Origin of the sequence: Streptomyces pathocidini, assembly GCF_001418495.1 — a bacterium.
Taxonomy (GTDB): domain Bacteria; phylum Actinomycetota; class Actinomycetes; order Streptomycetales; family Streptomycetaceae; genus Streptomyces; species Streptomyces pathocidini.
On record NZ_LIQY01000199.1, the window covers coordinates 1 to 8,034 of the forward strand.

Sequence of the window (8,034 nt, forward strand, 5' to 3'; positions counted from 1 at the left end):
GCCGATGGTGCCGCCGTCGGCGCGGAAGACGGCGATCTCCCGGTCCTGGGCGAGGTCGTCGCGCAGGGAGATCCAGAAGGTGTCGGCGTCGGTCGCGTCCTGCTGCCAGGCCAGCAGCCGGGACAGCCAGCCGGGCCGGGTGGGGTCGGCGCGCTCGCCGTCCGGGGCCTCGCCCACGTCGGCGTCCTCGACTGTCGGCGCGTACGGGTTGCCGAGCGCGACGACTCCGGCCTCGGCGACCAGGTGCATCTGGTGCGTACGGATGAGGACTTCGGCGACCTCGCCGCCCTCCCGGGAGGCCACGGCGNNGCAGCTCGCCCAGCACCGCGTAGCAGTCGGCGTCCTCGTTGACGAGCACCAGGATCCGGCCGAAGCCCGCGGCGCCCAGCTCTCCGCGTTTGAGCCGGGCGCGGTGCAGGGAGACCAAGTGGCGTGGCCTGACCTCGACTTCGGCGGCGATGCCCGCCTCGCGGAGCACGGAGCGCATGTCGGCCGCGATGGACTCCAGGGGCTCGGGGCGGCTGGTGTGGTCCAGGAGGAGGCCGCGGGTGCTCTCGTAGTCCTCGGGGTGGAGGATCGCGAAGACCAGGTCCTCCAGCTCGGTCTTGAGCGCCTGCACGCCGAGCCGCTCGGCCAGCGGGATCAGCACGTCCCGGGTGACCTTGGCGATCCTGGCCTGCTTTTCGGGGCGCATGACGCCGAGGGTGCGCATGTTGTGCAGCCGGTCGGCGAGCTTGATGGACATCACGCGGACGTCGTTGCCGGTGGCGACGAGCATCTTGCGGAAGGTCTCGGGCTCGGCGGCGGCGCCGTAGTCGACCTTCTCCAGCTTGGTGACCCCGTCGACGAGATAGCCGACCTCCTCGCCGAACTCCCGCCGTACCTGGTCCAGCGTCACGTCGGTGTCCTCGACGGTGTCGTGGAGGAGGGAGGCGGTCAACGTGGTGGTCTCGGCGCCCAGTTCGGCGAGGATCAGGGTGACGGCCAGCGGGTGGGTGATGTACGGCTCGCCGCTCTTGCGCATCTGGCCGCGGTGTGAGGACTCGGCCAGGACGTAGGCCCGCCGCAGCGGGTCGAGATCGGCGCCCGGGTGGTGTGCCCGGTGGACCTTCGCCACGTGGTCGATCGCGTCCGGCAGGCGGTCGCGGGGCGTGGGGCCGAGCAGCGCGGCCCGGCCGATCCTGCGCAGGTCGATGCGGGGGCGGCCGCGCCTGCGGACGGGCGGTGTCGGGTTGGTGGCCCCTGCGCTCATCGCACCTCCGGCAGCGTCGACCGGCGGGGCCCGGTCACCCGGGTGGGCGACCGGCGTCCTGGCCGGTGCTTGATGCTATCGAGCCCATCACGCGCCGCTGACCGGCTCTCGCCCAGCGTGAAACGGATCACCCATTCGAGCGAAGATCGGGCGGGGGCGGTTGGGACCGGCCGGAGCGGCCGGTCGGGGTCAGGACGGGGTGCCCGAGAGCCAGTCCGGGTCGATCATGCCTTCGGCCACGATCACCGCGGGCCCCGTCATCTCGACGGTGCCGTCGGGGTGCTCGGAGATCACCAGCCGTCCGCCGGGGACGTCGACGGTGTACGTGGCGAGGCGCCCGGTCACGGCCGGGTCAATCCCGTCGCGGCGGGCGGCGGCGACCATGACGGCGCAGGCGCCGGTGCCGCAGGAGCGGGTCTCGCCCGCGCCGCGCTCGTGCACGCGCAGGGCAACGTGGGCCGGTCCGCGGTCGACCACGAACTCGACGTTCACACCGTCCGGGTAGGCGGAGGCGGGGTGCACGGCGGGGGCGGTGAACAGGTTGCCCGCCTGGGCCAGGTCCTCGACGAAGGCGACGGCGTGCGGGTTGCCCATGTTGACGTTGCGGGCGGGCCAGCGGCTCTCCCCCACCGAGACGGTGAACTCGCCCTCCGCCAGGAGGGACTTGCCCATGCCGACGGTGATGTCGCCCTCCGCCGCGGCGGAACCGCCGTGGGCGGCGGTCGACTTGGCGATGTGGGCCCGTCGGACGCCGGCCCGGGTCGCGATCGCGAGGTCGCCCTCGCCGACCAGGCCGGCGCGCTGGAGGTAGCGCGCGAAGACGCGTACGCCGTTGCCGCACATCTCGGCGATGCTGCCGTCGCTGTTGCGGTAGTCCATGAACCACTCGGCCCGGTCCGCCATCCCGGCTGCCTCGGGGTGGGCCGCGGAGCGCACGACGTGCAGCAGCCCGTCCCCGCCGATCCCGGCCCGCCGGTCGCACAGCCGCGCCACGGCGGCCGGGGGCAGGTCGAGGGTGTTGTCGGGGTCGGGCACGATCACGAAGTCGTTCTCGGTGCCGTGGCCCTTGAGGAAGGGGATGCGGGGAGTGCTCACACCCCGATCGTACGGGCCCGCGGGGGCATACGCGGTGGCGGCACAGGTCGGCGCCCGACCCTGCCCGCCCGGCCGGGACTCAGCGGAGGCGGGCCACGCGCCAGATGGCGAGGACGGCGACGGTGGTGACCACCAGCGCGTACAGGGCGACGACCCGCCAGTCGCAGCGGGCGTCCGAGCCGCGGGCGGGCAGGCCGGGCCAGGTGTGGCCCACGCGGCGGCCGGCCATCATGCCCCATCCCGCGGCGCAGCAGCTGATCAACAGCCCGAGCATCGCCACCACCGCGCCGCCGTCGCCGAACTCGAAGGCGAGGGGGAAGGCGAACATCAGCGATCCGGCGGCAGCCAGGCCGACGATCGGGGCGATCTGCCAGATCCGCAGCCGCCTCGGCGGGCGCAGTTCGCGGAACGACTCGCCACCCGTGGCCCCGGGCCCGCCGTCGGTGCCGTCGGGGCCGTCCGGCGTGAGCCCGCCGGGCCCGGGCCTGTGCGGCTGCTCCTCTTGCGGCTGCGTTTGATCGCGAGGGCCGGCCTCCATCGCCACGCGCCCTCCCAGGTCAGACATCACGGGTCGATCGAAGCTCGATGATGGCACGCTCCCTTGGGCCGCGAAGACGTGCGGAGCGTCCCGATGCCATCACGTGATCAGGCTGTGACCGTCCGTTCGACCAACATCAACGCGTGCGCCCGGAGTTCCGGCCTCCGGTCGGCGGCCCCGCTCAGCCAGTGCACCCGGGGGTCCCTGCGGAACCACGAGTCCTGGCGGCGCGCGAAGCGCTTGGTGGCGCGCACGGTCTCGGCGCGCGCCTCGTCCTCGGTGCACTCCCCCGCCAGGAAGGCGAGCACCTGCTGGTAGCCCAGCGCACGCGAGGCCGTACGCCCCTCGCGCAGCCCCACTTCCTCCAGGGCGCGCACCTCCTCGACGAGACCCGCCTCCCACATGCGGTCCACCCGCAGCGCGATCCGCTCGTCCAACTCGGGCCGCTCGACATCCACGCCGATCTGCACCGTGTCGTAAACCGCCTCGTGGCCGGGGAGGTTGGCCGTGAAGGGCCGGCCGGTGATCTCGATGACCTCCAGCGCCCGTACGATGCGCCGGCCGTTGCTGGGGAGGATGGCCCGGGCCGCCTCCGGGTCCGCCTCGGCGAGCCGGGCGTGCAGCACGCCCGAGCCGCGTTCCGTCAACTCGGCCTCCAGACGCGCGCGTACCTCCGGATCCGTGCCCGGGAACTCCAGCGCGTCGATCGCCCCGCGCACATAGAGGCCGGAACCGCCGACCAGGATGGGGGTGCGGCCCGCGGCCAGCAGCCGGTCGAGCTCGACGCGCGCCAGGCGCTGGTACTCGGCGACGCTCGCGGTGCGCGTCACGTCCCAGATGTCGAGGAGGTGGTGCGGCACGCCCTGGCGCTCCCCGGGCGTCAGCTTGGCGGTGCCGATGTCCATGCCGCGGTAGAGCTGCATGGAGTCGGCGTTGACGACCTCGCCGCCGAAGCGCTGGGCCAGGGCTACGCCCAGATCGGACTTCCCGGCCGCGGTGGGGCCGACGACGGCGATGACCCGGGGTACGGGCGTTGTGCTACTCACCGACCCAGTTTCGCAAACCTCCGGGCGTTCCCCGAATGAGCGCCGACGGCAGGGGCGGCCCTTTCCGGCCAGGCAAGCGGGCACTCCGGAGGGCGCGGGATTTCGCTCGCACGAGTAGGCTGGAGAGGCGAAATGGGCGTTTTTGCATGGTTTGAACGCTTCGCGTCCGTCGCGGACGAACCGGTGCAGACGCCAGAAGCGAATCCTCCGACGAGGAAGGTGTCCGGCCCATGGGGATGATGGACAAGGTCAAGGCCAAGCTGAACCGCGGCAAGGCCGAGGACGCGGCACGCCAGCACGGGGACAAGATCGATAAAGGGGTTGATACGGCGGCGAAGAAGGCCGACGAGAAGACCCAGGGCAAGTACAGCGGCCAGATCGACACCGGCAGGGACAAGACCAAGGAGTCCATCGACCGCCTGGGCGACAAGAAGGACGAAGGCGGCCCCGGCACCTGAGCCTCTCTCTGACTGACCGCTTCGACCTCTCGATCCCTGACGAACGGCCGTGGAGCACGTCATGTGCCGCGCGGCCGTTCGTCACGTCTCGGGCATCCCCCTCCATGGTCCGGCTTCATGGTCCGATTCGGCTACGACCAGGTCGCCACGAAGTAGCCGACCCCGTACGGGGCTTCGTCGTACAGCAGCGTGCCGCTCAGTCCGGCGTCCTCTGCCGCGCCCGCAAGCACCTGCCAGGTGGCACGGCCCGCGGCCTTGAGCTCGTACGCCAGCTCCTCGTCGAGTGCGAGGACGGCCGCGGTGTCGGCGGCGCCCAGGGCGCGGGCGGCCGCGGCGTCGAAGCCGGCGGCCCGCTCGTCGAGATAACCGGGGGCCTTCAGGGTCCGGCAGGCGCTGCCGTCGCCCATCACCAGCAGAGCGGTCCGCTCCTCCCCCGCCGTCAGTTCGCGGCCGGTACGGGCGCAGCGGTCTCCGGCGAGCGACTCCCCCACGCCGAGCCCTACGACAGGGGCGGCAGACCAGTTCGTACGCTCCAGCAGCCAGGCGGCGACGGCGAGGGACGGCGGGAGGAAGCGCTCAGGTCCTGGTTCGGCCGAGACCGCGTCCTGGTCCGCGCCGAGGTGCACCTCCAGGTCGGCCCCGAAGGGGCGGAACGAGCCTTTCGCGCCCTGGGGATGCGGTCCGCGCCCGGCCGCGTCCGCCGGGCCGAGCACGACCAGGCGGTCGGGACGGGCGGCGACGAGCACCGAGACGGCGTCCGAGCAGGCGGCGCGGAGCGCGTCCAGTTCGTGGGCCGCTCCCGCCGCGACCTCGGGGACCAGCAGGGGCGGACAGGGACACACGGCGGCTGCGGCAAGCATGAACCGCACCCTAGCGCCGGCGTCCGCGGGCGCCGCGCCCGGTCAGGAGCAGCCGCAGGCCGGCGCCGATGCCGATGCCGGCTCGGGCACCGGGGCACCCACCTTGGGCAGGCCGAGCATGACGCCGGTCGGGGCGGGCGGAGCCGCGTTGCGGCGCTCCCAGGCGTCGCCCGCGCGCGTGCGCCGGACGCCCTTGGCCGGGCCCTCGGCCAGCAGGTGGTGCGGAGCGGCGTAGGTAATCTCGACCTCGACCACGTCGCCCGGGCGCACCGGCTCCCCGGGGGGTGTGCCGCGCTCGTCGTCCGGTCCCCGCAGGCTCGGGTTGAAGTGCACGAGCCGGTTGTCGGGCGCGCGGCCGGACAGGCGCCGGGTGGCGCCATCCTTGCGGCCCTCGCCCTCGGCGACCAGGACCTCGAGGGTGCGGCCGACCTGCTTCTTGTTCTCGGCCCAGGAAATCTCCTCCTGGAGGGCGACCAGCCGCTCGTAGCGGGCCTGCACGACCTCCTTCGGGATCTGGTCCGCCATCTCCGCGGCGGGGGTTCCGGGGCGCTTGGAGTACTGGAAGGTGAAGGCCTGCGCGAAACGCGCCTCGCGCACCACGTGCATCGTCTGCTCGAAGTCCTCCTCGGTCTCGCCGGGGAAGCCCACGATGATGTCGGTCGAGATGGCGGCGTCCGGCATCGCGGCGCGGACCTTCTCAATGATGCCGAGGAAGCGGTCCTGGCGGTACGAGCGGCGCATCGCCTTGAGTACGGGGTTCGAGCCGGACTGGAGCGGCATGTGCAGCTGCGGCATGACGTTGGGGGTCTCGGCCATCGCCGCGATCACGTCGTCCGTGAAGTCGCGCGGGTGCGGGGAGGTGAAGCGGACCCGTTCCAGGCCCTCGACCTTTCCGCAGGCGCGCAGCAGTTTGGAGAAGGCCTCGCGGTCCCCGATGTCGGAGCCGTACGCGTTGACGTTCTGGCCGAGCAGCGTGATCTCGGTGACGCCCTCGGCGACCAGGGCCTCGACCTCGGCGAGGATGTCGCCGGGCCGCCGGTCCTTCTCCTTGCCGCGCAGCGCCGGGACGATGCAGAAGGTGCAGGTGTTGTTGCAGCCGACGGAGATCGACACCCAGGCCGCGTAGGCCGACTCGCGGCGGGTCGGCAGGGTGGACGGGAAGGCCTCGAGGGACTCGGCGATCTCGACCTGCGCCTCCTCCTGAACGCGGGCGCGCTCCAGCAGGACGGGCAGCTTCCCGATGTTGTGGGTGCCGAAGACCACGTCGACCCAGGGGGCCTTCCTGACGATGGTGTCGCGGTCCTTCTGCGCGAGGCAGCCGCCGACGGCGATCTGCATCCCGGGACGCCTGGCCTTGATCGGGGCGAGCCGGCCGAGGTTGCCGTAGAGCCGGTTGTCGGCGTTCTCCCGCACCGCGCAGGTGTTGAAGACGACGATGTCGGCTTCGCCCTCGCCGGTGCCCTCCGGGGCGCGGACGTAGCCGGCGTCCTCCAGCAGGCCGGAGAGCCGCTCGGAGTCGTGGACGTTCATCTGGCACCCGTAGGTGCGGATCTCGTACGTGTGCGTGACGTCCACTGCCTGGCTCCGGTCGCTGCTGGTCATGCAACAAGGGTAGGCGGTGCGTGGGACACCACCGGACCGCGGAGACCGGCGGCCGGATAGCGGCCGGATAAGGGCCCCGCCCGGGCGTCTTCGGGTTTTCCGGCGGCGTGGCTCCGGCGGGATTTCCGGTGGCGGAGATCCGGCGGTCTGTGAAGCATGGATTTCACGGCGGAATTCAGAGTGGAATCCGTGATGGAAGGAGAATCCGGTGGTTTCTCGACTCAACCCGTACATCAGCTTCGACGGCACGGCGCGGCAGGCTATGGAGTTCTACGAGAGTGTCTTCGGCGGGACCTTGTCGCTGAACACCTACGGGCAGTTCGGCGGGGGCCACGGCGACGACGCCGAGAAGATCATGCACGGCATGCTCGAGACCAGCAGCGGCTTCACTCTCATGTGCGCGGACAACCCACCGGGGATGGAGTACAAGCCCGGGAACAACATCTCGGTGAGCCTGAGCGGGGACGACGCCGACGAGCTGCGCGGCTACTGGCAGAAGCTGTCGGAGGGCGGCAACGTCTCGGTCCCGATGGAAAAGCAGATGTGGGGCGACGAGTTCGGCATGTGCACGGACCGGTTCGGCATCGACTGGATGGTCAACATCAGCCAGCAGCAGGGCTGACCTGCCTCGCGCTCTGCCGGGGAGCGATGCCGGGCGGTTATCCACAGGCCTGGTGGGCGTGGTGGTGGCCTGGCAGGATCACCGCATGGTTACGGCACTCCTCCGCATCGGCAGGCGCCGCGCCGCGCAGGCCGCGGCGGCGGCTGCGGTCGCGCTCGCCCTGCTGCTGTGGTGGATGCAGCCGTTCGGCAAGCCGGCGTCGCCGCAGGGCGCGGTGGCTTTCACTACGGGCGTGCCCACGGGGGTCTACGCGCGGTACGGCGAGCTGCTGAAGCGGTATCTGGCCAAGGACCTCCCCGACATCGACGTCCGACTGCGGTCCAGCGAGGGGTCGGTGCAGAACATCCGGCGGCTGATCTCCGGGGAGGCGGACTTCACCATCGCCACCTCCGACGCCGTGGCCGCCTACCGCGACGAGGGCGGCAGGGACGCCGACCGGCTGCGGGCCTGCGCGCGGCTGTACGACGACTACATGCAGCTCGTCGTCCCGGCTGACTCGGATGTACGGCGAACCGCCGACCTGCGCGGGAAGCGGGTGGGGATCGGTCAGCGGTGATCGGG

The 8,034-nt window shown here is 72.0% G+C and carries 7 protein-coding genes and 3 pseudogenes; 3 read left to right on the plus strand and 7 right to left on the minus strand.

Going from position 1 to position 8,034, the window contains the following annotated elements:
* The 5 genes and pseudogenes from AOK16_RS28180 to miaA all read right to left on the minus strand — a co-directional run.
* Positions 1-307 (minus strand): annotated as a pseudogene (locus AOK16_RS28180) (bifunctional (p)ppGpp synthetase/guanosine-3',5'-bis(diphosphate) 3'-pyrophosphohydrolase); the annotation flags it as partial.
* A gap of 2 nt (positions 308-309) precedes the next feature.
* Positions 310-1,252, minus strand: a pseudogene (locus tag AOK16_RS11405) (HD domain-containing protein); the annotation flags it as partial.
* Positions 1,253-1,441: 189 nt separating this feature from the next.
* On the minus strand, positions 1,442-2,347 hold the full coding sequence (gene dapF / locus AOK16_RS11410) for a diaminopimelate epimerase (protein WP_055472140.1): 906 nt from the start codon (positions 2,345-2,347) through the stop codon (positions 1,442-1,444).
* A 79-nt stretch (positions 2,348-2,426) separates the two neighbouring features.
* On the minus strand, positions 2,427-2,885 hold the full coding sequence (locus AOK16_RS11415; RefSeq protein ID WP_055472141.1) for a hypothetical protein: 459 nt from the start codon (positions 2,883-2,885) through the stop codon (positions 2,427-2,429).
* A gap of 107 nt (positions 2,886-2,992) precedes the next feature.
* Positions 2,993-3,931, minus strand: a complete 939-nt coding sequence (gene miaA / locus AOK16_RS11420; RefSeq protein ID WP_055472142.1) for a tRNA (adenosine(37)-N6)-dimethylallyltransferase MiaA — start codon at positions 3,929-3,931, stop codon at positions 2,993-2,995.
* 230 nt (positions 3,932-4,161) lie between these two features.
* Between miaA and AOK16_RS11425 the strand changes: the two genes are divergently transcribed.
* Entirely contained in the window at positions 4,162-4,389 is a 228-nt protein-coding gene (locus AOK16_RS11425) for an antitoxin (RefSeq protein ID WP_055472143.1), read from the plus strand.
* A gap of 131 nt (positions 4,390-4,520) precedes the next feature.
* Here AOK16_RS11425 and AOK16_RS11430 read toward each other — a convergent pair whose 3' ends face one another.
* Together AOK16_RS11430 and miaB are read right to left on the minus strand one after the other, a co-directional pair.
* Positions 4,521-5,249, minus strand: a complete 729-nt coding sequence (locus AOK16_RS11430; protein ID WP_055472147.1) for a class III extradiol dioxygenase subunit B-like domain-containing protein — start codon at positions 5,247-5,249, stop codon at positions 4,521-4,523.
* A 42-nt stretch (positions 5,250-5,291) separates the two neighbouring features.
* Positions 5,292-6,851 carry a tRNA (N6-isopentenyl adenosine(37)-C2)-methylthiotransferase MiaB gene (gene miaB / locus AOK16_RS11435; RefSeq protein WP_055472144.1) on the minus strand — a complete coding sequence of 520 codons (1,560 nt, stop codon included), beginning with the start codon at positions 6,849-6,851 and terminating at the stop codon, positions 5,292-5,294.
* A gap of 208 nt (positions 6,852-7,059) precedes the next feature.
* Between miaB and AOK16_RS11440 the strand changes: the two genes are divergently transcribed.
* Both AOK16_RS11440 and AOK16_RS11445 read left to right on the plus strand, forming a co-directional pair.
* Positions 7,060-7,473: a VOC family protein gene (locus AOK16_RS11440; RefSeq protein WP_055472145.1), complete on the plus strand. Its 414-nt coding sequence runs from the start codon at positions 7,060-7,062 to the stop codon at positions 7,471-7,473.
* Positions 7,474-7,558: 85 nt separating this feature from the next.
* Positions 7,559-8,023, plus strand: a pseudogene (locus tag AOK16_RS11445) (TAXI family TRAP transporter solute-binding subunit); the annotation flags it as partial.
* Positions 8,024-8,034 lie beyond the last annotated feature (11 nt).